General features: G+C 56.1%; 22 protein-coding genes. 14 read left to right on the top strand and 8 right to left on the bottom strand.

What is annotated here, in order from left to right; all coding sequences use genetic code 11:
• Positions 1 to 77 precede the first annotated feature (77 nt).
• The 11 genes from C8N30_RS07415 to C8N30_RS07365 all read left to right on the top strand — a co-directional run bounded on the left by C8N30_RS07415 (position 78) and on the right by C8N30_RS07365 (position 14,938).
• Positions 78 to 1,061 carry a complex I NDUFA9 subunit family protein gene (locus C8N30_RS07415; RefSeq protein WP_025063871.1) on the top strand — a complete coding sequence of 328 codons (984 nt, stop codon included), beginning with the start codon at positions 78 to 80 and terminating at the stop codon, positions 1,059 to 1,061.
• Positions 1,058 to 1,864: an undecaprenyl-diphosphate phosphatase gene (locus C8N30_RS07410; protein WP_025063870.1), complete on the top strand. Its 807-nt coding sequence runs from the start codon at positions 1,058 to 1,060 to the stop codon at positions 1,862 to 1,864. The genes C8N30_RS07415 and C8N30_RS07410 overlap by 4 nt, the downstream gene beginning before the upstream one ends.
• Positions 1,865 to 2,021: 157 nt before the next feature.
• Entirely contained in the window at positions 2,022 to 3,455 is a 1,434-nt protein-coding gene (locus C8N30_RS07405) for an NAD(P)-dependent oxidoreductase (RefSeq protein ID WP_025063869.1), read from the top strand.
• 85 nt (positions 3,456 to 3,540) lie between these two features.
• Positions 3,541 to 3,972, top strand: coding sequence for a GFA family protein (locus C8N30_RS07400; RefSeq protein WP_025063868.1), 432 nt, complete (start codon positions 3,541 to 3,543; stop codon positions 3,970 to 3,972).
• Positions 3,969 to 8,501: a glutamate synthase large subunit gene (gene gltB, locus C8N30_RS07395; RefSeq protein WP_025063867.1), complete on the top strand. Its 4,533-nt coding sequence runs from the start codon at positions 3,969 to 3,971 to the stop codon at positions 8,499 to 8,501. Before C8N30_RS07400 ends, gltB begins: the two co-directional genes overlap by 4 nt.
• 138 nt (positions 8,502 to 8,639) lie before the next feature.
• A complete protein-coding gene (locus C8N30_RS07390; RefSeq protein WP_025063866.1) occupies positions 8,640 to 9,560 on the top strand; it encodes a Hint domain-containing protein in 921 nt (306 codons plus the stop codon).
• Between the two features lie 37 nt (positions 9,561 to 9,597).
• Positions 9,598 to 10,311 (top strand): SGNH/GDSL hydrolase family protein, encoded by a 714-nt coding sequence (locus C8N30_RS07385; RefSeq protein WP_025063865.1) that lies wholly within the window; start codon positions 9,598 to 9,600, stop codon positions 10,309 to 10,311.
• Between the two features lie 19 nt (positions 10,312 to 10,330).
• Positions 10,331 to 11,068: a monofunctional biosynthetic peptidoglycan transglycosylase gene (gene mtgA / locus C8N30_RS07380; RefSeq protein WP_025063864.1), complete on the top strand. Its 738-nt coding sequence runs from the start codon at positions 10,331 to 10,333 to the stop codon at positions 11,066 to 11,068.
• Positions 11,069 to 11,121: 53 nt separating this feature from the next.
• On the top strand, positions 11,122 to 11,787 hold the full coding sequence (fzlA, locus tag C8N30_RS07375; RefSeq protein WP_025063863.1) for an FtsZ-binding protein FzlA: 666 nt from the start codon (positions 11,122 to 11,124) through the stop codon (positions 11,785 to 11,787).
• A gap of 57 nt (positions 11,788 to 11,844) precedes the next feature.
• Positions 11,845 to 12,867, top strand: a complete 1,023-nt coding sequence (queG, locus tag C8N30_RS07370; protein ID WP_025063862.1) for a tRNA epoxyqueuosine(34) reductase QueG — start codon at positions 11,845 to 11,847, stop codon at positions 12,865 to 12,867.
• A 67-nt stretch (positions 12,868 to 12,934) separates the two neighbouring features.
• Entirely contained in the window at positions 12,935 to 14,938 is a 2,004-nt protein-coding gene (locus C8N30_RS07365) for a hydantoinase/oxoprolinase N-terminal domain-containing protein (protein ID WP_025063861.1), read from the top strand.
• 94 nt (positions 14,939 to 15,032) lie between these two features.
• On the opposite strand, the gene yghX is transcribed toward C8N30_RS07365, so the two are convergent.
• The 3 genes from yghX to msrB form a co-directional block, all read right to left on the bottom strand.
• Positions 15,033 to 15,920 (bottom strand): YghX family hydrolase, encoded by an 888-nt coding sequence (gene yghX / locus C8N30_RS07360; protein ID WP_025063860.1) that lies wholly within the window; start codon positions 15,918 to 15,920, stop codon positions 15,033 to 15,035.
• Between the two features lie 99 nt (positions 15,921 to 16,019).
• Entirely contained in the window at positions 16,020 to 16,529 is a 510-nt protein-coding gene (gene msrA / locus C8N30_RS07355) for a peptide-methionine (S)-S-oxide reductase MsrA (protein WP_025063859.1), read from the bottom strand.
• Complete coding sequence (gene msrB, locus C8N30_RS07350) at positions 16,526 to 16,975, bottom strand: peptide-methionine (R)-S-oxide reductase MsrB (RefSeq protein ID WP_025063858.1); 450 nt, start codon at positions 16,973 to 16,975, stop codon at positions 16,526 to 16,528. The genes msrA and msrB overlap by 4 nt, the downstream gene beginning before the upstream one ends.
• Before the next feature lie 135 nt (positions 16,976 to 17,110).
• Here msrB and C8N30_RS07345 point away from each other — a divergent pair, with 135 nt between their 5' ends.
• Positions 17,111 to 17,629 carry a glutathione peroxidase gene (locus tag C8N30_RS07345; RefSeq protein WP_025063857.1) on the top strand — a complete coding sequence of 173 codons (519 nt, stop codon included), beginning with the start codon at positions 17,111 to 17,113 and terminating at the stop codon, positions 17,627 to 17,629.
• Positions 17,630 to 17,653: 24 nt separating this feature from the next.
• Here the strand turns inward: C8N30_RS07345 and C8N30_RS07340 are convergent, their stop codons facing one another.
• The 5 genes from C8N30_RS07340 to ade form a co-directional block, all read right to left on the bottom strand.
• On the bottom strand, positions 17,654 to 18,523 hold the full coding sequence (locus C8N30_RS07340; protein ID WP_025063856.1) for a DMT family transporter: 870 nt from the start codon (positions 18,521 to 18,523) through the stop codon (positions 17,654 to 17,656).
• Between the two features lie 238 nt (positions 18,524 to 18,761).
• On the bottom strand, positions 18,762 to 19,052 hold the full coding sequence (locus tag C8N30_RS07335) for an HU family DNA-binding protein (protein ID WP_025063855.1): 291 nt from the start codon (positions 19,050 to 19,052) through the stop codon (positions 18,762 to 18,764).
• Positions 19,053 to 19,189: 137 nt separating this feature from the next.
• Entirely contained in the window at positions 19,190 to 20,659 is a 1,470-nt protein-coding gene (locus C8N30_RS07330) for an AMP nucleosidase (RefSeq protein WP_025063854.1), read from the bottom strand.
• Positions 20,656 to 21,471: a hypothetical protein gene (locus C8N30_RS07325; protein WP_025063853.1), complete on the bottom strand. Its 816-nt coding sequence runs from the start codon at positions 21,469 to 21,471 to the stop codon at positions 20,656 to 20,658. Before C8N30_RS07325 ends, C8N30_RS07330 begins: the two co-directional genes overlap by 4 nt.
• The gene (gene ade / locus C8N30_RS07320) at positions 21,468 to 23,264 is read right to left on the bottom strand and encodes an adenine deaminase (protein WP_025063852.1); all 1,797 of its coding nucleotides are present in this window, start codon (positions 23,262 to 23,264) and stop codon (positions 21,468 to 21,470) included. The genes C8N30_RS07325 and ade overlap by 4 nt, the downstream gene beginning before the upstream one ends.
• Positions 23,265 to 23,313: 49 nt before the next feature.
• Between ade and C8N30_RS07315 the strand changes: the two genes are divergently transcribed.
• Positions 23,314 to 23,748 carry a VOC family protein gene (locus C8N30_RS07315; RefSeq protein WP_025063851.1) on the top strand — a complete coding sequence of 145 codons (435 nt, stop codon included), beginning with the start codon at positions 23,314 to 23,316 and terminating at the stop codon, positions 23,746 to 23,748.
• A complete protein-coding gene (locus C8N30_RS07310) occupies positions 23,745 to 24,500 on the top strand; it encodes a class II aldolase and adducin N-terminal domain-containing protein (RefSeq protein WP_025063850.1) in 756 nt (251 codons plus the stop codon). The genes C8N30_RS07315 and C8N30_RS07310 overlap by 4 nt, the downstream gene beginning before the upstream one ends.
• The last annotated feature ends 72 nt before the right edge of the window (positions 24,501 to 24,572 follow it).

Here is a 24,572-nt window from a genome sequence, read left to right as displayed (position 1 = left end):
ATTGCCCCGTAATTGCGCCTTGTTTGAAGTGCTGCGGGCGGGTACACTCAGACCGGATAATTGTTGGGGAAAGCACAATGTCTAAGCTGGTTACAATCTATGGCGGTTCAGGCTTTGTCGGGCGGTATATTGCACGGCGGATGGCAAAGGCGGGATGGCGGGTGCGTGTTGCAGTGCGGCGCCCCAACGAAGCGATATTCGTAAAAACCTACGGTGTTGTTGGGCAGGTCGAGCCTGTATTGTGCAACATCCGTGATGATGCCTCCGTCGCTTCGGTGATGAGCGGTGCGGATGCCGTAATCAACTGCGTTGGTGTGCTGTCCGAGCGCGGCAAGAACAGCTTTGAGGCAGTGCAGTCCGATGGTCCGGCCCGTATTGCGCGGCTGGCGCAGGAAGCAGGGATCACCTGTATGGTGCATATCTCTGCGATCGGGGCCGATCTAGACAGTGACAGTGATTACGCAAGGACCAAAGCGGAAGGCGAGGCCGGTGTCTTGCGCCACCAGCCTGATGCCTTGATCCTGCGGCCGTCGATTGTTTTCGGATCAGAGGATGCGTTTTTCAACCGCTTTGCCGGTATGGCGCGCATGTCGCCTGTCCTGCCTGTGGTCGGGGCCAGTACGCGCTTTCAGCCGGTGTATGTTGATGATGTTGCGCAGGCCGCTGTTATGGGTGTGGTGGGCAATGTAAAAGGAATCTACGAGCTGGGCGGACCGGTTACGATGAATTTCCGTGATTTGATGGCACTCATGCTGGAAGTGATCCGTCGCCGGAGGCTGGTGCTAAACATTCCATTCTTTGCAGCCAAGGTGATGGCGTTCGGATTTGATATGCTTGAAAAGGTTACCCTCGGGCTTCTATCGAACGGGATGATTACACGCGATCAGGTCAAAAATCTGCGCCGCGATAATGTTGTGGCCGAGACTGCGATGGGCTTTGATGATTTAGGGATTACGCCTGTTGCTATGGTGTCGGTACTGCCTGAATATCTGTGGCGGTTTCGTCCTTCAGGTCAGTTTGACGCGATCAAGGAATCGGCAAGCAATCTGCGCTCGAGCTGATGGAAAACACCACACTGATTGCCGCATTTTTGGGGCTTATCGAGGGTCTGACAGAGTTTATTCCTGTGTCCTCGACCGGTCATATTCTGCTGGCGGGGCATTTTCTGGGTTTCGATTCATCGGGTAAAACATTTGAGGTGGTGATTCAGCTCGGTGCTGTGCTGGCAATCCTGACGTTATATTCAGCGCGGTTGATTTCGGTTTTTACAGCCGCCCCTCATGATCCGCATGCGCGGCGGTTTATAATGTCGGTGTTGTTGGCGTTCTTACCTGCCGCATTTATCGGCGTCCTCGCGCACGGATTCATTAAAACAGTTTTGTTCGAGACGCCGATACTGATCGCGGTGATGCTTATTCTGGGTGGGGTCGTGTTGGTTTTCGTCGACCGAATTGCGCCTGCGCCAGTGCATGAAGACGCGATGAAGTTGCCGATTTCAATGGCAGTCAAGATTGGTTTTATCCAGTGCCTTGCGATGGTGCCTGGCGTATCGCGGTCCGGGGCCACGATCGTCGGCGCGCTCATGCTCGGGGCCAGTAAGCGCGCTGCCGCGGAGTTTTCTTTCTTTTTGTCAATGCCGACAATGGCAGGGGCGTTCGCCTACGACCTTTACAAGAATCGCGATGTTTTGGATGTGGCGGCACTCGGTGAGATCGCTGTCGGGTTTATCATGGCGTTCATATCTGCTGTTTTGGTCGTGAAGTGGCTGCTGGGCTACGTGAGTAAGCATGGGTACGCTCTTTTTGGTTGGTGGCGTATCGTAGTTGGATCTGCTGCATTATTGTTTCTTATCAATAGCTACTAAATACATTGATACAATTCGGACCTAATTTAGGTTTAGAAGCGCTGACTTTCTGCGCTGCGGCATATAAAAATTGAGATATAGGTCAGTACTGCTGTCTTTTATTCGTTTGCGTGTTCGTTTATTCGAAATGCCTGAGCGGAATTAAGGATCGTGCGTCATGGCCAAGCAACCTATGTTGAAGTTTACCAATGTTGAGCGGGACATGCCGGAGAAGCGCGCCCCAAACCTCCGCAAGGAAGATTTCAACGAAATTTACGCGGAATATGCGGAGGCGAAGGCGAAGGAGCAATCAAGCCGCTGTAGCCAATGCGGTGTGCCTTATTGTCAGACGCATTGCCCGCTGCACAACAATATTCCCGATTGGTTGCGCATGACTGCTGAAGGGCGGTTGCAAGAAGCCTATGAATTATCTCAAGCGACCAACACCTTCCCGGAGATCTGCGGCCGAATTTGCCCGCAAGACCGTCTGTGTGAGGGCAATTGCGTGATTGAGACATCCGGGCACGGGACGGTAACAATCGGCTCGGTCGAGAAGTACATCACCGACACCGCGTGGGAGAATGGCTGGGTGAAGCCTATCGTCGCCAGCCATGAGCGTACGGAATCAGTAGGTATCATTGGCGCAGGACCAGGTGGCCTTGCGGCTGCGGATTTTTTGCGCCGCGCCGGTGTGCAGGTGACAGTGTATGATCGCTATGACCGCGCAGGTGGTTTGATGACTTATGGCATCCCCGGTTTCAAGCTGGAGAAGGATGTTGTGATGCGCCGCAACAAACAGTTGGAAGAGGGCGGTGTGACCTTCAAGCTCAACTGTGCTGTGGGTGAGGACATTAGTTTTGCCGATATTCGCGCGGCCCATGATGCAGTGATTATCGCCACAGGTGTGTATAAAAGTCGCGATTTGGCAGCCCCCGGTGTAGGTGCACAGGGTGTTGTGCGGGCGATTGATTTCCTGACTGTGAGCAACAAGAAAAGCTTTGGCGATGACGTGCCGCAATTCACTGATGGTAGCCTCAATGCGAGTGGCAAGCGGGTTGTTGTGATTGGCGGTGGCGACACGGCAATGGACTGCGTCCGGACCTCGATACGGCAGGGTGCGACCAGCGTTAAATGTCTCTATCGCCGTGATCGTGCTAACATGCCCGGGAGCCAGCGCGAGGTTGCCAATGCCGAGGAAGAAGGCGTGGTCTTTGAATGGTTAAGCGCGCCAAAAGGGTTTACAGGCGAGCCGGTGAATGGCGTCATGGTTCAGAAGATGCGGCTAGGCCAGCCTGATGCGACGGGGCGCCAGGCTCCCGAGCTTATCGAGGGTTCAGACTACATCGAGGAGGCCGATCTGGTGATTATGGCACTGGGGTTCGAGGCCGAGGATCTGCCAACGCTTTGGGACTGTCCCGATCTGCCGGTAAACCGTTGGGGCACCGTACGTGCCGATTACATCACAGGCCGTACAGAGGCCGAGGGTGTTTATGCCGTCGGTGATATCGTGCGTGGGGCATCTCTGGTTGTTTGGGCAATCAAGGACGGGCGCGATTGCGCCGAGGCGATTGTAAAGCAGTTCAACAGCGCGTCAGCGATAGCCGCGGAATAGGAACAATGCATTCCGTACTCCAAAATGGATCATCTGATTTGTGGTCAGGCAGCGTAGCTGGCCTAAGTTGCTGAAGAGGGTAAGAATGTCGGAAAAAATGGAGTTGAGCGGCCAGTGTCTTTGCGGTGCAGTTCACGTCTTCGCCACGACATCGGATCCGGCAATATGTGCCTGTAACTGCGAGATGTGCCGACGCCAGAACTCATACGCGTTCGTTTCCATGCAGGTCGATCAGGATAGTATTGTGATCAAGGGTTCGGTGAAAACGTTGAAATCATCGGATTGGGCACAGCGGGCGTTTTGCCCCGAATGTGGATCGACACTCTGGTACGGGATGCAAGAGAGCGGGCACCGCAACATGTCTGCGGGCCTGTTTGGTAAAACGGGGGGTGCGCTGGTGACCGAGTATTTTACAGACGAATGTTTGGTTGGGCATGGATTGCCCGGCAATCATGAAAAATTGACAAGAAACGAGACCTTAGCGCGGTTCGCGCCTTCTGAAGGAGATGCCAAATGACCAAATATGATGACGCATGGGTAGCACGCGAAGAAGCGAAGCGCGCATTTATGGCCGATAAGGGTTTGTATTCTCCTGAGGAAGAGCATTCATCCTGTGGTGTGGGTCTTGTCGTTAACATTGACGGGTCGCGCTCCCGCGAAGTCGTCGAGAACGGGATAAAGGCGCTCAAGGCCATTTGGCACCGTGGTGCTGTTGATGCGGATGGTAAAACCGGTGATGGTGCCGGCATACATGTTCAAATTCCGGTGCCTTTCTTCTATGATCAGGTGGCCCGCACGGGCCACACCCCGCGCAAGGAGGAAATGCTGGCCGTCGGGCAGGTATTTCTGCCACGCACAAATTTCGCCGCGCAAGAAACATGCCGGACGATTGTCGAGACCGAAGTTTTGCGCATGGGATATTACATTTACGGCTGGCGCCATGTGCCGGTGAACGTGGAATGCCTGGGCGAAAAGGCCAATGCGACACGTCCCGAGATCGAGCAGATTTTGATTTCCAACTCAAAGGGCGTGGACGAGGAGACGTTCGAGCGTGAGCTGTATGTTATTCGCCGCCGTATCGAGAAGGCGGCCATCGCGGCACAGGTGCCGACGCTTTATATCGCGTCCATGTCCTGCCGCTCGATTATCTACAAAGGTATGATGCTGGCCGAGCAGGTGGCAGAGTTCTATCCCGACCTGATGGATGAGCGTTTCGAGAGTGCGTTTGCGATCTATCACCAGCGTTATTCCACCAACACCTTCCCCCAGTGGTGGCTGGCACAACCGTTCCGTATGCTAGCGCATAACGGTGAGATCAACACGCTTAAGGGGAACCTCAACTGGATGAAGTCCCACGAGATCCGTATGGCATCTGGCACCTTTGGCGATATGGCCGAGGACATTAAGCCGATTGTCGCGGCAGGATCGTCGGACAGTGCCGCGCTGGATGCAGTTTTCGAAGTGCTGGTGCGTGCAGGCCGTTCTGCACCGATGGCGAAAACCATGCTGGTACCAGAGTCGTGGTCCAAGCAAGCGATCGAACTGCCGCAGGCGTGGCGCGATATGTACTCCTACTGTAACTCAGTGATGGAGCCGTGGGATGGTCCTGCTGCCCTTGCGATGACCGATGGTCGTTGGGTGTGCGCGGGTCTGGACCGTAACGGTTTGCGTCCGATGCGTTATGTTGTGACCTCCGACGGGATGCTGATTGCAGGCTCCGAGGCGGGTATGGTGCCGTTGGATGAAGCGCGCGTTATCCGCAAGGGTGCTCTTGGGCCGGGTCAGTTGCTCGCCGTGGACATGCAAGAAGGCAAACTGTTTGGCGATACCGAGATCAAGGACAAGCTGGCTGCAGCCCGTCCTTTTGGAGAGTGGGTCGGCAAGATCAACGAGCTGGACGATGCGCTGGCGCAGGTGACAGAAAAGCCAATGTTTACGGGAAGCGAGCTGCGCAGCCGTCAGGTCGCTGCAGGCTATACCATCGAAGAGCTGGAGCAGATTCTGGCACCTATGGCAGAGGACGGTAAAGAAACACTCGCCTCTATGGGGGACGATACGCCGAGCGCAGTGTTGTCGAACAAATACCGGCCGCTGAGTCATTTTTTCAGGCAGAATTTCTCTCAGGTGACGAACCCGCCTATCGACAGCCTGCGCGAATTCCGCGTGATGAGCCTCAAAACGCGGTTCGGGAACCTCAAAAACGTGCTGGACGAGGACAGCAGCCAGACTGAAATTCTGGTGTTGGACAGCCCGTTTGTGGGTAATGCGCAGTTTGACGAGCTTATGAGTCACTTCAATGCAGACAAGGTGACGCTGGATTGTACATTCGAGCCCGGTGCGTCGAACCTGAATAAAGCGCTGATGCGTATTCGTGCCGAGGCCGAGGATGCGGTTCGGTCGGGTGCGGGGCATATTGTGCTGACCGATCATAACAGCGGCGCAGGCAAAGTTGCGATGCCGATGATTTTGGCGACCAGTGCGGTGCACAGCCATCTTACGCGCAAAGGTCTGCGGACTTTTACATCGCTAAGTGTCCGCTCGGCGGAATGCATCGATCCGCATTATTTCGCCGTGCTTATCGGTTGTGGTGCGACCGTTGTGAATGCCTATCTGGCAGAGGATAGTCTGGCCGACCGGATCGGTCGCGGCCTTCTTGACGGTGATTTGACAGCGGCAATTGCGCGGTACCGCGAAGCGATTGATCAAGGCCTGCTGAAAATCATGGCGAAGATGGGGATTTCTGTTGTGTCCTCCTATCGCGGTGGTTTGAATTTCGAGGCCGTGGGCCTGTCGCGTGCAATGTGTGCGGAATTCTTTCCGGGCATGACAAGCCGTATTTCCGGCATCGGGATCACCGGCATACAACACAAAGCAGAGGAAGTTCACGCCAAGGGCTGGAGCGCTACCGACACTGTGCTCCCCATAGGTGGATTTTATAAGTCGCGTAAATCGGGTGAGACGCACGCGTGGGAGGCGACCTCCATGCACATGCTTCAGGCCGCCTGTAACCGTGCGTCCTATGAGATGTGGAAACAGTATTCGGCCAAAATGCAGAGCAATCCGCCGATTCACCTGCGCGACTTGCTGGAGCTGAAAAAGCTGGGCGAGGCGATCCCAATCGAAGAAGTGGAAAGCATCACCGCGATCCGCAAGCGGTTCGTGACGCCCGGTATGTCACTCGGCGCGCTTAGCCCCGAGGCACACAAGACGCTGAACGTGGCGATGAACCGGATCGGCGCCAAGTCGGACAGTGGCGAAGGCGGTGAAGATCCCGCGCATTTCCACCCCGAGCCGAATGGCGACAACCCCTCTGCGAAGATCAAGCAGGTGGCGTCGGGTCGGTTTGGTGTGACGGCGGAATACCTCAATCAGTGTGAAGAGTTGGAGATCAAGGTCGCCCAAGGCGCCAAGCCTGGTGAAGGCGGGCAGCTACCCGGCATGAAAGTGACCGAGCTGATTGCACGGTTGCGCCACTCGACGCCAGGTGTGACGTTGATCTCACCGCCGCCGCACCACGATATCTATTCCATCGAGGATCTGGCACAGCTGATTTATGATCTCAAGCAGATCAACCCGCGCTGTAAGGTGACAGTCAAGTTGGTGGCGTCATCCGGAGTTGGAACGATTGCTGCGGGTGTTGCCAAAGCGAAGGCGGATATCATTCTGATTTCCGGTCACAATGGTGGCACGGGTGCATCCCCCGCAACCTCGATTAAATACGCGGGTCTTCCGTGGGAGATGGGCCTCACAGAGGCACATCAGGTTCTCTCGATGAACAACCTGCGCGGACGTGTAACCTTGCGCACCGATGGTGGGCTTCGCACGGGCCGCGACATTGTTATCGCAGCGATGCTTGGGGCAGAGGAATACGGCATCGGCACAGCGGCGTTGATTGCGATGGGCTGTATCATGGTACGCCAATGCCAAAGCAACACATGTCCCGTAGGTGTGTGTACTCAAGATGAGGATTTGCGGGCCAAGTTCACCGGTAATGCTGATAAGGTGGTAAACCTGATTACGTTCTATGCCACTGAAGTGCGCGAAATTCTGGCGAGTATCGGCGCACGGTCCCTGGATGAAGTAATCGGGCGTGCTGATCTGCTCACACAGGTTAGCCGCGGATCGGCACATCTGGATGATCTGGACCTCAACCCGTTGCTGATCTCGGTCGATGCGGAAATGGATGCGGTTTATGACCGGAGCAAGCCGCGCAATGCGGTGCCGGATACACTGGATGCGCAGATTGTTTCCGACGCTGTCCGCTTTCTCGAGGATGGCGAAAAGATGCAGCTTAGCTATGCAGTGCAGAACACGCACCGCTCGGTGGGTACGCGGATCTCGTCACATATCGTCAAGCGGTTCGGCATGCGCAATGAGCTGCAGGCCAATCACCTCACGGTTAATTTGACCGGCAGTGCTGGTCAGTCTCTGGGAGCGTTTGCGGCACCTGGTCTTAAGCTGGTCGTGGCAGGGGATGCCAACGATTACGTCGGGAAGGGCCTGTCGGGCGGCACGGTCGTTGTACGCCCTCCGATGAACAGCATGATTGTGGCGTCAGAGAACACAATCATTGGCAACACGGTTCTCTATGGTGCAACCGACGGCTATCTGTTTGCCGCTGGTCGCGCGGGTGAGCGTTTTGCTGTGCGCAACTCTGGCGCGCAGGTGGTGATCGAAGGTTGTGGCAGCAATGGCTGTGAATACATGACCGGCGGCGTCGCGGTTATTCTTGGTGAGATCGGTGCCAACTTTGGCGCAGGAATGACCGGCGGAATGGCATACCTCTATGATCCAGCAGGGCGTGCGGTTGATATGATGAACCATGAAACACTGGTCCATTGTGCGGTAAATTCCGATCACTGGGAGGGTCAACTCAAAGCGTTGATAGAGCGCCATGCCGAAGAGACCGGCAGCCGCAAGGCGCGCGATATTCTGCAACACTGGGAGCTGGAGAAAGCCAATTTTGTGCAGATATGCCCAAAGGAAATGCTGAGCCGTATTCCCGCACCTCTTGGAATGGAAGAACAGGCTATCCCCGCAGAATAGACGCCTCAAGAATTGTGTCGGCGAGGCAAACACTGTGTTTCGCTGACACAATATGACCCTTTTTGGAAACAATCTCTGGCGCAATTTAGGCAAATTTTACGCGCATCCTTGGCTTAACCACAGTCAGGGAGGCGTGTTATGCCAACTACCTATAGAGACCAGTATTTCACCATCGACCCGGGCAACCCGCCGGGGTTTGGCACCGCGATGACAGTCCAGCGTGGTGATTTCGTCGATAACAACGATAATGGTCAAATCAACTCGGGTACTGCTGCGGGGGACACCTTTAACGGCATCGCAATTACCTCTGTTTGGCGGAATGATACCGTAACGATCCGCGTCAATGGTGTGAACATCACCTACCGCGGTGTGACGCTTTATCTTGCGGGCGGAAATGCTCCTATTTTCACACCCAATGACGGGCAAGCACTACAAAACGGTACTTTTGTGCGCAGTACGTTTGTTACCACGAGTACGAACATGCCTGTGGGTACGTTTGGCCCGACCTGTTTTACCAGCGGCGCGCAAATTGAGGTGCAGGGCGGTAAGAGGGCTGTAGAGGAAATTGCTGTGGGAGATATGGTGAAGACGCTTGATCACGGTATGCAACCTGTTCGGATGGTTCTGCGGCAGACTGTGCGCGCACACGGCAAGTTTGCGCCCGTCTTGTTCGAGGTGGGCAGCATTGGGAATGATCGTGCGTTTATGGTGTCGCCCGAACATCGTATGTTGATCAGCGACTGGCGCGCCGAGTTGGTAATGGGATGTGATGATGTGCTGGTGTCGGCAAAGCATCTGGTAAACAACCGCGATGTTAGGGTTATCGAGGGTGGCGCGGTGGAATATTTTCATCTGCTGTTTGATAGCCACCAGATCGTGTTTGCAGACGGATGCCCCTCCGAAAGTTGTCTGCCTTGCAGCGGGCTGGCCAGTCAGAGTGATGGACAGCAAGCAGAGTTGCTAGAGCTATTTCCAAACTTGGCTGATATGAAACAACAGACTTTGGCGGCACGGACGGTCGTAAGACGCAGCGAAGCAGTGTGCCTCATGGCGGCTTGACCCTTTCCGCCAGACGTTAACAGGCTATGTTCGACACATGGAAAACAAATCAAATTTTTCGCGCCTTGCACTCGTTCTGAGTGCAGTCTTTTTCCTGAACAGTTGTGCGGGCCTCGCGCCACGAGGCGGTGGCGATATTCTTGTGATCGGGGATTCGGTGATGGCGTGGAACCGTTCCTCCGGCCAGACGATTGCCAATGTGATGGAGGCGCGTCTGGCGCGCGACGTGACTGCACGAGCGGTTCCCGGTGCTCAGTTTGATAACGGCTCGGCAATTGCATCGGCGGTTGGGTTCGACATTCAGGCACAGTACCCTGGCGGGCAGTGGAATTGGGTCGTGATGAATGGCGGGGCCAATGATATGGGCTTCGGTGACTGCGGTTGTGGTGATTGTAGGCCGCTGGTGAACAAGCTAATTTCCGAAGATGGACAGAGGGGCGTGATTCCGTCCCTTATCGAACGGGTACAGCGGGACGGGGCCAAGGTGTTGTGGATGGGATACTACAATTCCCCCGGTACGTCCTTTGCGGGCTGCGTTGACGATCTGGCAAATCTGGAAGCGCGAATCAAACGGAATTTGGCCAGAAATCCTGATGGTTATTTTCTGGAAGGAGAAGATTTTATCATAAAATCTGATCCGAGCCATTTTGATAAGGATGAAACACACCCCTCTCCAAAGGGAAGTGCCATTCTGGGCACGGCGCTGGCTGATATTATCATCACGGTTGACGGTCGTTTCCAAGGCCGCTGAGCGCCGCTATAGCTTTTATATGGCCAGACGAACCACCAAAGCGAAACCAAAATCAAAAGCGGCTTCAAAGGACGCAGGACGCCCGCGCTTCGGACAGAGGATGCGGCGGCTGTTCTGGCGCAGTGTAATGATTGTTTCGGTGGTTGTGCTGGCGGCTGTAGCACTGGGGCGGATCGCGAATCCGCCTACGACAGCATATATGTTCGGCGAGGCGCGGCGCCTTGGCGGTGTCGAACAGCAATGGGTCCCGATGACGGGGATCGCAGCCGTAATGGTGCGGTCTGTTGTGGCTGCCGAGGATGCCAATTTTTGCCAGCACTGGGGATTTGATGTGGCCGCGATCCGACTGGCCATCGCCGAAGGGTCCAACCGAGGCGCGTCGACGCTGACCCAGCAAACGGTCAAAAATGTCTATCTGTGGCACGGGCGCAATTACATCCGCAAAGCGCTTGAGGCTGGGATGACGCCGTTGGTCGAGGCAATGTGGCCAAAGCGACGTATATTGGAAGTTTATCTGAACGTCGCAGAATTTGACGAGGGTGTTTTTGGTGTGCACGCCGCAGCACAGCACTATTTCGGCGTAGGCGCCGACGCGCTGGGCGCGCAGCAGGCGGCCCAGTTGGCGGCGGTGTTGCCCTCACCCAAGACACGCAGTGCGTCACGGCCCGGAAACTCCTTGAAAAAACGGGCGGCGCAAATCCGCTCGGGTGCGGAAACGATCAAAGCAGATGGTCGTGCGGATTGTTTCGAGAGTTGAATAATGGCCCGCCGCAAGGCATTGATGGCGAGCACATCATTATCGGAAATATCATGGCCCGCCTGTTTCACGTCCCTCTGTCGCCCTATTGCCGTAAAATCCGGCTGAGCCTTGCGGAAAAGAAGATCGAGGTCGAGCTGATCGAGGAGCGGTATTGGGAGCAGGATCCGGATTTCATGCGCCGCAATCCGGCGGGAAAAGTACCTGTACTGCGCCTCGACGGTATCATGATGTCCGAAAGCTCGGCGATTTGCGAATATATTGAGGAGACGCGGCCCGAGCCTTCACTCTTGCCTTCCGACCCCGCGCAGCGCCTTGAAGTACGACGTTTGGTGAACTGGTTTGACGATAAGTTCCACCATGAAGTGACCTCGAAGCTGCTGTATGAGCGGGTCAATAAGAAGATGATGAAAGCGGGGTATCCCGATAGCAAGAATGTGAAAGCAGGCGCGAAGGCGATCAAGTTTCACCTCGGTTATATGACGTGGTTGCTGGATCATCGCCGTTGGCTGGCGGGGGATGTCATGACGCTGGCAGATTTCGCTGCCGCTGCGCATTTGTCGTCGCTCGACTACATCTCAGATGTGGATTGGAACAGCTGCCCTGAAGTCAAAGACTGGTATGCGAAAATCAAATCGCGGCCAGCGTTCCGGTCATTGTTGGCCGATCAGGTGCCCGGGTTTACGCCGCCACGGCACTATAACAACCTGGATTTCTGAAGCGCCGAGCGGTGCGTGTGTATCAGAACCGGATTGAGTTTAAGGGAAAATAAAGAAATGGGCCTGAAGCAGCGGTTGATTACTGAGGCTTTGGAGGCCGGTTTTGTGGCCTGCCGCGTGTGTAGACCGGACGCGGTGCCGCAGGTTCCTGCACAACTGGATGCGTTTCTGGAGGCAGGGTATCACGGACAAATGGGGTGGATGGAGGAGCGTGTGGCATGGCGCGGAAACCCATCTGTTTTATGGCCTCAGGCGAAATCGGTTATCATGCTGGCGGAGAGCTATGCGCCGGAGTTTGATCCGCTGGCGGTGTTGGAGCGCCCTGAGTTGGGGGCGATTTCCGTCTATGCACAGGGGCGCGATTACCATGATGTGGTGAAGAAGCGGCTCAAGCGGATCGCAAGGTGGCTGATAGCGCAGGAGACTTGCGAGGTGAAGGTTTTTGTAGATACAGCGCCCGTTCCAGAGAAGGCGTTGGCGCAGGCTGCGGGTCTTGGCTGGCAAGGCAAGCATACGAATGTTGTGAGTCGGGACTGGGGGAATTGGGCTTTCATAGGGTCTGTTTTTACGACACTGGAACTGGAGCCCGATGCGGCTGAAATAGACCACTGTGGCAGTTGCGTAGCCTGTCAGGATGTTTGCCCAACGCAAGCATTTCCGGCGCCTTACCAGTTGGACGCGCGGCGCTGCATTTCTTATTTGACGATCGAGCATAAGGGCCCTGTGTCGGATGAGTTGCGTACCAAAATGGGCAACCGGATTTATGGCTGTGACGATTGTCTGGCCGTCTGTCCGTGGAATAAATTTGCTGTGGCGGCCAGTGACATCCGGTATCACGGTGGTGCGGGCGGGACATTGGCGGAGTTGGTGGTGCTGGACGATGCAGATTTCCGGCTGCGGTTTTCCGGATCGCCGATCAAGCGGATCGGGCGGGACCGGTTTGTGCGCAATGTGCTGTATGCAATTGGCAATTCGGGTGATGTCACGTTGCGCGGTTCGGCGCAGGCGCTGTGTGACGATGCAGACGAAGCGGTTGCGGATGCAGCACGCTGGGCGGTGGCGCGATTAGCGTCTTTGTGACGCTATTGGGGCTGGTATTGACGGTCCCTTCGGGTAGGAAATTCAAAGCAGTTTGAAGGAGAGGCCCATGGCGTTGCTTTTGGGGGTTGATACAGGCGGAACCTATACGGACGCGGTGATCATTCGTGATGAGGTTGAAGTCATGGCGAGTGCCAAGGCCCTTACCACGCGCCATGATCTGGCCATCGGGGTTGGTGGGGCGGTTCGTGCCGTGTTGGCGCAGTCTGGTATCGCTGCCGAAGAGATTGCGTTGGCGTCTTTGTCGACAACCTTGGCCACGAACGCATTGGTCGAGGGGCAGGGCGGGCGCGTGGCGCTTATCTATATCGGTTTTAAAGAGCGTGATCTGGAAACGCACGGACTTTTGGAGGCATTGAAGGGCGATCCGCATATCGTTTTAGCGGGGGGCCATAATCACGCTGGAGGTGAGGTTGTTCCGTTGGACGAGGATGCTTTGCGGGCGTTTTTGCAGGCCAAAGGTGATGGCGTTGGTGGGTTTGCTGTGGCGGCGCAATTCGCCACCCGCAATCCGGCGCATGAACTGCGGGCGATGGCGCTTGTCGCTGAATTGACAGGGCTGCCGGTATCGGCGTCGCACCAATTGTCGGCCAAGCTGAACGGGCCAAAGCGCGCGATGACGGCGGTGCTTAACGCGCGCCTGATCGGTATGATTGACCGGCTCATCGGTCGGGCGGAGGGTATCCTGCGCGAGATTGGTGTTGTGGCGCCGTTGATGGTGGTGCGCGGAGACGGGGCGCTGATCTCGAGTGCTCAGGCGCGGGAGCGACCCATCGAGACGATCCTGAGCGGACCAGCCGCATCAATTGTCGGCGCACGCTGGATGACCGGTGCGGAGCATGCGCTGGTATCGGACATCGGGGGGACAACGACGGATGTCGCACTGTTGCGCGATGGCAGACCGGCGATTGATCCGGCAGGTGCGCAAGTTGGACCATACAGGACCATGGTCGAGGCCGTTGCGATGCGCACGACAGGCTTGGGCGGTGACAGCGAGGTTCATTTTCTTTCCGAAGGATTGGCAGGTGGAGTGACCCTCGGTCCACGTCGGTTGCTGCCGGTGTCACTGATCGCTGTGGATGCGCCAGAGGTGGTTCACCGTGCACTGGATAGCCAACTGCGCAGCACCCTCCCCGGAGAGCATGACGGGCGATTTGTAAGAGCAGTAGCGGGGCAAACGATAGAAGGTATCGGGCCACGCGAGGAGGCGCTGCTGGAGCGGATAGGAAATAGTATACATCCATTGGGTGACATTTTGCAGTCGCGGATCGAGAGTGGTGCCCTCACGCGGCTGGTCGAACGTGGGCTGGTGCAGGTGGCGGGTGTTACGCCCTCAGACGCGAGCCATGTGACAGGATCGGCGGATGCATGGGACGCGCTGGCGGCGGAAAAAGCGTTGGCGCTGTTCGGCCGGCGGCGTACAGGAGCGGGTGATCGCCTTGCACCCGAGCCTGAAGTCATGGCGCGGATGATTGTGGAGCAGCTTGAGTATCAGACAGCTTTAGCCTTGTTAGAGACGGCATTTGCCGAGGAAGAAAACGGATTTGGCGTGGAGCCCGCCGTATTGGCGCGCCATGTTCTGATGCAACGGGGCCTTGGTGGGCATCGCGGCTTGGTCAAGCTCGATACTGGATTGGCAGTGCCAGTGATAGGTCTGGGCGCATCGGCGGCAACATATTATCCGGCTGTAGGCCTTCGACTGGGATGCGAGATGATCCTGCCAGAGTATGCGGGCGTTGCCAACGCGATCGGCGCTGTTGTGGGGCGCGTGACAATGCGGGAGGCTGGTACGATAACCTCACCTAGCGAAGGCAAGTTTCGAGTTCATCTACTGGACGGGCCGGAGGACTTTAGCAGGCAGGAGGATGCGCTGCTGCGGCTCGAAGATGTACTGCGCAAGCGGGCAGTGTCAGCTGCGGAAGCGGCAGGCGCAGCTGATATTACGGTTAATGTTGTGCGCGATCTGCGCGTTGCTGGTATTGAGGGCCGTGAAGTATTTGTGGAGGCGGAGGTTACGGTTGAGGCCTCCGGGCGGCCAAGGGTTGCAGTCTGACCACCGGTGCGAGCAAGTGGACGGACCTTCGGTTTTAACTGCTGCCAGATTTTTGCCGAAGGCCACTAATTTTTTACCGCGCCCGTTTTTCGCTTTAGGCTAAATATTTATTAAAGTGGGCGATGGTCCGCTCCCATGACATATCAGCCATACCTTCATCGAAGCGTGGTGTGCTGTCGTTATGGAATCCGTGGTTTGCGCCCTCATAAATATAGGCTTCGTAGTTTTTGTTATTTGCCTTTAGCGCAGCTTCGTATGCGGGCCAGCCTTCGTTCACGCGCTCGTCCAGCTCTGCATAATGGAGCAAAAGAGGCGCCTGAATTTTTGGCACGTCTTGGGCGTTGGCCTGACGACCATAGTATGGCACTGCCGCCTTGAGTTCAGGATAGGCTACCGCTGCAGCATTCGAGACGCCACCGCCGTAGCAAAAACCGGTAATCCCCACGTTTCCTGTTGTTTCCTCATGCGCCATCATGAATTCGACAGCCGCAAAAAAATCGTTCATCAATTTTTCCGGATCAACAGTTTTTTGCAGTTCGCGGCCTTCGGCATCGTTGCCTGGATAGCCGCCGACAGACGTCAGCCCATCTGGGGCGAGTGCAATGAAGCCTGCCTTTGCTACACGGCGAGCGACATCTTCAATATATGGGTTCAAACCGCGGTTTTCATGAACCACAACCACCGCAGGGAGTTTGCCTTTCGCTCCGGCTGGCCGGACGAGATAGCCACGGACCGCGCCGTGGCCGTTGGGGGAGGGATATGTGATATATTCGGGCGTGATATCAGGGTCGTTGAACGAAACCTGCTCAGCCAGCGCATAATTTGGTGCCATAAGCCCAAGAATGGTCGTAGCAGTCATACCTGCCACCACGAATTTTGAAGCACGATCCAGAAACTGGCGCTTTGTGATAACGCCGTGCGCGTAATAATCGTAGAGTTCGAGGAGTTTTGGGTCGAAATCCCTAGCGGTAAGTCGGGTCATTTCAGGCTCTCTTTAGCTGCACAGTTGTTGGCCAAAAGTAGAGTTATGCCCGCGTCCGGCAATGGTTCGTGCTCCTTGTCGGGCGCGGGGTTGTCAGGGTTACTCCGCGGCGGCGCGTTTGGGTAGGACCCAATCGGGGCGCGGGAAGTGGCAGGTATAGCCGTTCGGAAGACGCTCGAGGTAATCTTGATGCTCGGGCTCTGCTTCCCAGAAATCCGAGACAGGTTCGATCTCGGTCACAACCTTCCCCGGCCAGATGCCCGACGCTTCAATATCTGCGATGGTGTCAAGGGCAACTGCTTTTTGGTCCTCGTCTTCAAAGTAGATGGCTGAGCGGTAGCTCATACCGCGATCATTACCTTGTCGGTTGACGGTTGTCGGATCATGGATCTGGAAAAACAGCTCCAGAAGTGCACGATAGCTCAGAACATCAGGGTCAAAGATCACCTCAATCGCCTCTGCATGGGTGCCGTGATTGCGGTATGTCGCATCACGCACATCCCCGCCGGAATAGCCAACCCGGGTTGATACAACGCCTTTGCGCTTGCGAATAAGGTCCTGCATGCCCCAGAAACAACCGCCTGCCAATACTGAACGCTGAGTGGTCATGCCACATCCTCCACTTGATTGATATATTTGCCGTATCCCTCGGATTCCATGTCATTGCGATGGATAAACCGTAGGGAGGCAGAGTTGATGCAGTACCGTAGTCCGCCGCGGTCTTTTGGACCGTCTGGAAAGACATGACCGAGATGGCTGTCGCCATGGGTACTGCGGACTTCTGTGCGGATCATACCCAGAGTGCTGTCGGTCAGCTCCTGAACATATTCCGGCTCGATCGTCTTGGTGAAACTCGGCCAGCCGCAGCCGCTCTCATACTTGTCGCTAGAGGCAAACAGCGGCTCGCCTGAAACGATATCGACGTAAATTCCCGGTTCTTTGTTATACAAAAGTTTGCCTGTTCCTGGCCGCTCTGTCCCGCTTTCTTGTGTAACATAAAGCTCTTCTGGCGACAGTGTCGCGAGGACGTCTTGGTTTTTGGTGTACTCTGGCATGGGGCTCTCCTTGCACTGTTGTTGCTCTATTAGATGGGGCTTTTGCGCGGAAATCAAAGGGGCTTAGCGGATTGGTGAAACTGTTTGTGAACTTATTGCGTGAGTCGAGCGTATGAAGATAGTGGAGGATATAGCATGCGGATGATTTTGGGACTGATCCTGTCGATTTTTGCAGGCAGCGCTATTGCAGCGCCGCAGGATGCGGTTTTTCCGTCTATTGACGGAGGCACAATTGCATTGAGAGATTATGCAGGCCAGCCGGTATTGGTTGTGAACACGGCCTCGCAATGCGGATTTACCTATCAGTATGACGGTCTTCAGGCGCTTTATGACCGTTTCCGCGATCAAGGGCTTATCGTTTTGGCGATACCATCTGATGACTTCAATCAAGAGTTGGGATCTGCTGCCGAAGTTAAGGAGTTCTGCGAGGTGAACTTTGGTCTAACACTGCCAATGACAGATATGATGCATGTTCGTGGAGCTTCCGCCCACCCGTTTTACAAGGCGGTAAAGGCGGAAACCGGATTTGAGCCAAGCTGGAATTTCAACAAGATCCTTATTGACGGGCATGGCGCCGTAGTCGGAACATGGGGATCGTCGGCGCGACCTGACAGTGGGGATATCCCCCGCCAGATTGAACTCTTATTGAACTAGAGTTCAGCACTTACCATGCAGCGTTCATGCCTTACGTTGGCGTGAAATTTGTACGGCGAGGATACCGGCGGCGATAATGGTCACCCCCAAGATATCGCGAGGCCCGAGCTTTTCGCCCAATAAAAGTGCGGCGATCACGACGCCAAAAAATGGGTTTAGGAAGTGGAAGGTCGCCGCGCGCGTAGCGCCAATGCGACCCACCAGCATGAACCAGACCCAAGTGGCCGTCAGGCCAGGAACAAGGCAAGTGTAGATAAATGCAGCCGCGAGCGGCCAACTGGGCGTGACTGCTGGAGACTCGAACAGAACTGTAGCGATTGTCAGAGCGACACATCCCACAAGCATTTGAAGTCCCACGACCATCAGGAGGTTACCGCCAGCCGAGGCCCCCTTTACAGTGAGTGTGGCAATAGTGAGGGCCAGCACCCCGATGAAACAGATGGCAACACCAGTATAATCGAGCCCATCGGTAAGGCGCGCACCCATGATAAGCGCCACGCCTGCTATACCGATGATTAGGCCAATAACCCCCAGCGGACTTATCCGTTCGCCCAGGAAGGCCCAAGCCGCCAGCGCCACCATAAGAGGCATTGTTGAGGCTATGATCGCGGCCAGCGATGCCTCGATGGTTTGCATGGCCACAAAAAACAAGCCGAGATAAACGGCATTTTGCAAGATTCCGAAGACAATTGTGGCCCTCCATTGCGGCGGCGTCAGGTGCCAGTTTTGGCCCAGAGCGCGGGCGATGCCGACGCCGATAATGCCAGAAACCAGATACCGAAGCGACAGCGCAAAAAGCGGGGTTGCATCGGCTACAATAATTCGGGCCGAGGTGAAGGCAGACGACCACATAAGCGCAAAGGCAAGGCCAAGTCCGACTGCGCGTATGTCCATTTAGTGCATTCCTTCTGGTACAAGATCAGTAATGCGGTGGAACGGCATGAAGGGCAAGCGGTCTGGCAAGTCAAAAAAGGGCGGTCCTTACAACGTGTGGCTGCTGCGTGATGCTCGTAAGGTACTGCTGCCTGACTTAGGGATTTGCTCTTATGTCCGGAACGAAAAAGGGCCGCCCTTGTCGGGCGACCCATTCTTGAAATCTGGTCCTTGCATCAAATCCGGCAAGGTACCTGACTTAGCCGTTAACGCTGTCTTTGAGCGCTTTGGCGATTGTCATTTTGACAACCTTGTCGGCGTCTTTCTTGAATTGCTCGCCGGTCGCCGGGTTGCGGACCATACGCTCGGGGCGTTCGCGGCAATAGATTTTGCCGACACCTGGAAGTGTCACAGCGCCACCGCCGGATACTTCGTTTGTGATCAGGTTACATACGGCGTCGAGTGCTGCGCCTGCTGCTTTTTTATCGGTGCCCATTTGATCGGCCAGTGCGGCGACGAGCTGGGTTTTTGTCATTGGTTTCGTTGTCATTATAAATCTCCTCGGCTGCCCGACAATTGGGCCTCATGCGCGGAATGTAACGGTAAGTCGTGAGCAAACACAACGAAGAGTGAAGTAATTTGCCCAGAAAACTTGGGTTTTTTCGCTTTTTTTGGGCTTTAAACCGCCTAGAGAAAGGCAGTTTCGTCAAAGGAGCGTAGTTTGCGGCTGTGAATCCGCTCTAGCGGCATGTCGCGCAGTAACTCCATTGCGTGAATTCCGATCATCAAATGGCGTGATACTTGGGTTTTATAGAAGTCTGACGCCATGCCGGGGAGTTTTAATTCGCCATGCAGCGGCTTGTCCGAAACACATAAAAGTGTGCCATAGGGCACTCGGAACCTGTAACCGTTTGCAGCGATTGTGGCGCTTTCCATGTCCAGCGCAACAGCACGCGACTGGCTGAGGCGTTGCACGGGGCCGGAGTGGTCGCGCAGCTCCCAGTTGCGGTTATCGATGGTCGCGACGGTGCCGGTGCGCATAATACGCTTAAGCTCATATCCTTCAAGTTGGGTCACTTGCGCTACGGCTTTTTCCAGCGCGATCTGGATTTCGGCCAGCGCGGGGATGGGCACCCAAACGGGGAGGTCGTCATCCAACACATGGTCCTCGCGGAGGTAGGCATGTGCGAGCACGAAATCACCTAAAGCCTGCGTATTGCGCAGCCCTGCGCAGTGCCCGACCATTAGCCACGCATGGGGGCGCAGGACTGCAATGTGATCGGTGGCGGTTTTGGCGTTGGACGGGCCAACGCCGATGTTGACCAATGTGATGCCCGAGCCGTTTTCGCGTTTGAGGTGATATGTGGGCATTTGCGGCAGCTTCAGCGGCGCCTCGAGGTGGGCATCGCCGTCTGTGATTTCCTGATTGCCGGTCGAAACGAAGGATGTGTAACCGCTGGCCGGGTCGCGCAGCATTTTGCGGGCGTATTCCTCAAATTCGGTTACGTAAAACTGGTAATTGGTGAATAGCACATGACACTGGAAATGATCGGGGTCGGTGGCCGTGTAATGGGCCAGCCGCGCAAGGGAATAGTCAACGCGCTGCGCCGTGAAGGGGGCGAGCGGACCGACGCCATCAACGGGTAAATACGTACCATTAACAATGTCGTCATTCGTCGTGCTCAGATCGGGCACGTCGAAGACATCGCGCAGCGTGAAATCCGCGGCCCCATCTTGGGGCACGGTCATACCGGTTTCTGCGGTCATGGCGAAGTGTACAGGAATAGGCGTATCGGATGGGCCGATGAAGACCGGCTGTCCGTGGTTCTTGATCAACAGTCCAATCTGCTGAATCAGGTAGTTCCGGAAAAGGTCGGGGCGAGTGATGGTTGCAACATAGGTGCCCGGCCCCGAAACATGGCCAAAGCTCAGTCGGGTATCGACCTGCGCATAGGACGATGTGGTAAAGCGGACTTCGGGGTAGAAGGCGCGGATGCGGGTATCGGGCTGGGTAGAAGCCATTGCGGCGGCAAACTGCACACGCAGAAATTCGACCGCTGCGGAGTAAAGCTCTGTCAGGCGATCAACAGCTGCGGTGGCATCGGTAAAGCCCTCGGCGGAGGGGGCATCGGGGGTCAGGATCTGGTACTGCTTCATTGCTCAGCGCCTTTGCTTTTGAACAGGGAGCCGATCTTGTCCATGACCGTCTCGGTGCTGTCTGTATCTTTGATATCAAGGGATTCTACGGTTCGCATCAGTTCAAGCTCGTAGGCAAGGTCGGCCTCGGTCGCGGCAGGCGTAACGGAGGCAATCCAAAGCGCGAAGGGATCGCTGGTATCGGGGTCTTCATATTTGGAGAAGTTCTCGATCCCCAAATCATGTGCTGTGTTGGGAATAGCGAGGTCAAAGTGGTCTTTCAAAAACTCTTGGAAGGCTATGGGAAAAACAGGTCGTTCGTCTTCTGGAAGGTCCTCGACGCTGTTCACACGCGGTATAGACAGAAAATCCGCAAGGGGTGTCCTGCGCGGGTCTTGCAAATACCCCGGTTCGGGATATCCCATGGCGAGGAATTGCAGCAGCACCTGCGGATCATCAGTGATCACGCCAAGGGTATCATGGCCGATGTGAACAAACTGTTGTTTGCCGTTCTCGTCCAGCCAGATGGCAAGGCGGCCCCCGTCTGCCGCAGTCTCACCAATCTCGAATATACGCGCATCAATGGCGGGGTCGGGGGTTTTCCAATGGCCCGTGTAGGTCAGGATTGTGCCGCAAAAGCCGAAGTAGCTTATCGCCGGGTGGAATTTGTAGCCGTCGGAATAAAGCGAGAGGGCATAATCCTGCGGCTCACCGGTTCTGTGGACCGTCAACTCGGCGTTGTCTTCCAGCCAGTCAAAAGTCTCGATCAGCTCGGGCGGCATACTCACCCATTCGGGCGCAAGTTTCATCAGGTTTTGGGCAAAGGTCTTCACGTTGCAATAACCTGTATGAATTCGAATGTGCGGACGTCGACGAGGCCCAAATCGGATATCCGCAATTCGGGAATGACGACAAGAGCCAGCAGGGAATGCTGCATATAAGCGTTGTTGAGGGTGCAGCCGCAGTCGCGCATCGCTTGCATCATGGCGTCGGTCTTTGCGGCGATGTCTTGCGCTGGGCTGTCGGACATGAGGCCCGCAATGGGCAGGTCGATGGTGGCGAGTTCAACGCTGTCTTTAAAGATGGTGATCCCACCGCCGAGTTGGCGCAGGTGGTTTGCAGCTAGCGCCATCTGCTGTGTATCAGTGCCGACCACGATCATATGGTGGCTGTCGTGTGCCACGGTGGAGGCCATCGCCATTTTGCCCGTATAGCCAAAGCCGGAGACGAGTGCATTGACGACACCACCCGTGGCGCGGTGACGTTCGACCAGAGCAATTTGCGCCACATCGCCGTGGGCTGTCACGCGTCCTTCAGTCACGGGCAGCTCGAACTGTAGCGCCTTTGTGGGAGCTTGGTTCTCGACCACGCCGATGACATTGGCGGTGACTGCATTGGCCCCGGTGGGCGCGTTGATGGTGAAGTCATCTGCGCGTAACTCACGCGCCATGTTGACGGTTTGACGTGCGTGCATGGGCCAGTTGTAGTGAGGGCAATCCACGAGGCATTCCCCGTCTTTGGCGACGACTTGACCGCGGGCAATGACGGTCTCAATGGGGAGAGTTTTGAGGTCCGAAGTTAGGATCACATCAGCGCGGCGGCCCGGCGTGAGGGAGCCGATCTCACGCTCAAGCCCGAAGTGGGTGGCCGTGTTAATCGTAGCCATTTGCAGCGCGACGAGAGGATCGCAGCCGCAGTCGATGGCGTGGCGCACAACGCGGTTCATATGGCCGTCTTGCACCAGTGTGCCGGCGTGGCAATCATCGGTGCACAGGATCATGTTGCGGCTGTCGAGGCCACGCTCGGTGATGGCGGTGATCTGGGATTGCACATCATACCACGCCGAGCCGAGGCGGATCATGGCGCGCATCCCTTGGCGCATACGGGCAATCGCATCTGCCTCACAGGTGCCTTCATGGTCATCGGCAGGACCACCGGCGACATAGGCGGCAAAGGGCGGGCCCAGATCAGGAGAGGCATAGTGCCCACCAACGGTTTTTCCCGCATTCTGGGTTGCAGCGATCTCGGCCAGCATCTGGGGGTCCGCGTTGATGACGCCGGGAAAGTTCATCATTTCGCCCAGGCCGATAATGCCGGGCCAGGCCATCGCCTCGGCCACGTCAGCGGCGGTGATCTCGAAGCCTGTTGTTTCCATACCCGGTGCGCTGGGCGCGCAGGAGGGCATCTGGGTGAACATGTTGATCGGTTGCATCAACGCTTCGTCGTGCATCATGCGCACGCCCTCAAGGCCGAGTACGTTTGCGATCTCGTGCGGATCGGTGAACATTGACGTAGTGCCATGAGGGATCACGGCGCGGGCAAATTCGGCTGGGGTGAGCATGCCGCTTTCGATGTGCATATGGCCATCGCAGAGGCCAGGGATCATGTAGCGGCCAGCCGCGTCGATGATCTGCGTCTTTGGCCCTTCGCAGTGATCCGCGTTGGGGCCTACAAAAGCGATGCGGCCGCGCACGATTGCGATATCGTGATCGGGCAGCGCTTCGCGGGTGTGGACGTTGACCCAAATGCCGCCGGTGATGATCATATCAGCGGGCGCGCGTCCTGCAGCCACGTTTACCAGATCGGCAGCCACATCGGGCCATGAGGGGAATGTTGCTTGTGTCATGTCCCATAATTTCACAGGGTTGATGCAGGTTCAAGCGGGAGTGGGCAGGGTGGATTACGATACCGTAGGTGCGGCAGAATTCGGAGCAGGTTTGCGCGGGATCGGGCTTAACCTGCTGGTTAGGGATGTGCCGCGGCAGATCGCATTTCTGGAGGCTGTTTTTGGGATGAAAGCGCATCAGCCGACTAAAGATTTCGCAATCATTACCTATTACGATCAGGTTTTTCAGGTGCACAGTGATTGCACCTATCATTCCAATCCTGTTCTTGCCTTACTTCCCGAAAGCCCGCCTCGCGGCGCTGGCATCGAGATACGGCTTTATAACTCGGACCCCGATGCCGCCTGTGCGTTGGCGCCGGCGGCAGGGGGGACCATATTGCAAAGACCTATGGACAAGCCGCACGGCCTTCGTGAGGCTTATGTATTGTGTGAGAACGGCTATGCTTGGGTTGTGAGCAGGCCATTGGAGAGGAAAGCAGGGTGAGCGTGACACAGATGAAACCGAATATGGATAACTGGCAGGAGCGGGTCGACCTGGCGGCTGCGTTTCGCTGGACCGCGCGGATGGAAATGCACGAAGGCGTAGCGAACCATTTTTCAATGGCGGTGAATGACAGTGGATCGCAGTTTTTAATGAACCCCAACCAGATGCATTTCTCCCGCATCAAGGCGAGCGATCTATTGCTGATTGATGCGAACGATCCTGAAACATATGCGGGACCTAATGCGCCGGACCCAACGGCATGGGGCCTTCATGGCGGGGTTCATGCGGCGGTGCCTCATGCGCGCTGTGTCATGCATGTGCATTCAATCTTTGCGACTGTGTTGGCTTGTCTGCAAGACAGTCGTCTGCCGCCGATCGACCAGAATTGCTGTACTTTTTTCAATCGTGTGGTGATTGATGAGGACTATGGTGGGCTGGCGTTCGAGGATGAAGGTGCGCTCTGTGCCGCGCTCCTTACCGATCCCAAGCAGAAGGTAATGGTCATGGGCTCGCACGGGGTGCTGGTTCTGGGGCATAGCGTCGCCGAGACATTCAATCGCCTGTATTACTTTGAACGTGCAGCGGAGACCTATATCCGTGCCTTGCAAACGGGCCTTCCGCTGCGCCGCATTTCCGACGCGATTGCGGAGAAGACGGCACAGGAGCTGGAGCAGTATCCAAAGCAGGACATACGCCATCTGGCGGAATTGAAGGCAATTCTTGATGAAGAAGGATCGAATTACGCGCGATAAGCGCGGCGGCGCGCGGTAGTTTGAGGCATCGTACGGTCCGGCAGGATCTACAGCGTGTTTGCCAATCACCGC

Origin of the sequence: Sulfitobacter guttiformis, from assembly GCF_003610455.1 — a bacterium.
Taxonomy (GTDB): Bacteria; Pseudomonadota; Alphaproteobacteria; order Rhodobacterales; family Rhodobacteraceae; genus Sulfitobacter; species Sulfitobacter guttiformis.
Note: the sequence above shows the minus strand (reverse complement) of the source record. Positions and strands in the feature narration are given on the sequence as shown.

Coding starts and splice junctions, on each gene's coding strand:
- C8N30_RS07415 (WP_025063871.1), top strand. CDS start 78: ATGTCTAAGCTGGTTACAATCTATGGCGGTTCAGGCTTTGTCGGGCGG.
- C8N30_RS07405 (WP_025063869.1), top strand. CDS start 2,022: ATGGCCAAGCAACCTATGTTGAAGTTTACCAATGTTGAGCGGGACATG.
- C8N30_RS07400 (WP_025063868.1), top strand. CDS start 3,541: ATGTCGGAAAAAATGGAGTTGAGCGGCCAGTGTCTTTGCGGTGCAGTT.
- gltB (WP_025063867.1), top strand. CDS start 3,969: ATGACCAAATATGATGACGCATGGGTAGCACGCGAAGAAGCGAAGCGC.
- C8N30_RS07390 (WP_025063866.1), top strand. CDS start 8,640: ATGCCAACTACCTATAGAGACCAGTATTTCACCATCGACCCGGGCAAC.
- C8N30_RS07385 (WP_025063865.1), top strand. CDS start 9,598: ATGGAAAACAAATCAAATTTTTCGCGCCTTGCACTCGTTCTGAGTGCA.
- mtgA (WP_025063864.1), top strand. CDS start 10,331: ATGGCCAGACGAACCACCAAAGCGAAACCAAAATCAAAAGCGGCTTCA.
- fzlA (WP_025063863.1), top strand. CDS start 11,122: ATGGCCCGCCTGTTTCACGTCCCTCTGTCGCCCTATTGCCGTAAAATC.
- queG (WP_025063862.1), top strand. CDS start 11,845: ATGGGCCTGAAGCAGCGGTTGATTACTGAGGCTTTGGAGGCCGGTTTT.
- C8N30_RS07365 (WP_025063861.1), top strand. CDS start 12,935: ATGGCGTTGCTTTTGGGGGTTGATACAGGCGGAACCTATACGGACGCG.
- yghX (WP_025063860.1), bottom strand. CDS start 15,920: ATGACCCGACTTACCGCTAGGGATTTCGACCCAAAACTCCTCGAACTC.
- msrA (WP_025063859.1), bottom strand. CDS start 16,529: ATGACCACTCAGCGTTCAGTATTGGCAGGCGGTTGTTTCTGGGGCATG.
- msrB (WP_025063858.1), bottom strand. CDS start 16,975: ATGCCAGAGTACACCAAAAACCAAGACGTCCTCGCGACACTGTCGCCA.
- C8N30_RS07345 (WP_025063857.1), top strand. CDS start 17,111: ATGCGGATGATTTTGGGACTGATCCTGTCGATTTTTGCAGGCAGCGCT.
- C8N30_RS07340 (WP_025063856.1), bottom strand. CDS start 18,523: ATGGACATACGCGCAGTCGGACTTGGCCTTGCCTTTGCGCTTATGTGG.
- C8N30_RS07335 (WP_025063855.1), bottom strand. CDS start 19,052: ATGACAACGAAACCAATGACAAAAACCCAGCTCGTCGCCGCACTGGCC.
- C8N30_RS07330 (WP_025063854.1), bottom strand. CDS start 20,659: ATGAAGCAGTACCAGATCCTGACCCCCGATGCCCCCTCCGCCGAGGGC.
- ade (WP_025063852.1), bottom strand. CDS start 23,264: ATGACACAAGCAACATTCCCCTCATGGCCCGATGTGGCTGCCGATCTG.